Source organism: Corallococcus praedator (genome assembly GCF_003612125.1).
Lineage (GTDB): Bacteria > Myxococcota > Myxococcia > Myxococcales > Myxococcaceae > Corallococcus > Corallococcus praedator.
Window position 1 is genome coordinate 1 of the sequence record NZ_RAWI01000829.1, and the last position, 655, is coordinate 655.

Here is a 655-nt window from a genome sequence, read left to right on the forward strand (position 1 = left end):
GCTGTCGCGGTTCACACTTCTTCACGGCGCTTCATTCAGCGCTTCCGGGGCGCGGGGTTATCACCTGCGCCATCCAGGACCTCGGGTCCGGATGGGGGTGGCGGGAAGGCCGCCTCCAGGGAAGCGAGACAACGGCCATGGGGCAAGCGCGCCCGGTGTGGAATGGAGTGGCCACCTTCGCGGTGGTGCTCGGGCTGATGCTCGCCCCGGGGCGTGCGCGGGCGCAGGACGAGGGCGGGTGGCTGTCCGCGTTCCAGCTGCTGGCGAGCAGCCCGGAGCTGGGCGGCAGCGACGTGCCCCGGGACGTGCCGGTGCGCAAGGGCTCCCGGGCGTCGGTGGTGCCGCCGGAGGTGATGGCCCGGGTGTTGAAGGAGGATGGGCCCCGGCCCGTGCCCACGGCGTCCGCGGCGGAGTCCGGCCCGGTGGTGGCGCCCGAGCGCGACGGCGGCGTGCCGGTCTACGCGGAGGCCGGTGAGCTCCAGCGGTCTGGTTCCGCCTCCCTGGAAGAAGACGTGCCGTCGCGTGGTGGGGGCCGGGTGTCCGAGCCGCGCGTCCGGCTGGTGCGGGAGGAGGCGCCGCTGCCTCCGTTCAAGCCGTTGCCGGTGGTGGTGGCGGTGGTGCCGGGCCTGCTGCTGCACGGGCTGGGGTCGTGGGC

1 pseudogene is annotated in these 655 nt (G+C 74.7%); it reads left to right on the forward strand.

Features of this window, described 5'->3' with window-relative positions:
• Positions 1 to 137: 137 nt before the first annotated feature.
• Positions 138 to 655, forward strand: a pseudogene (locus D7Y13_RS42005) (hypothetical protein); the annotation flags it as partial.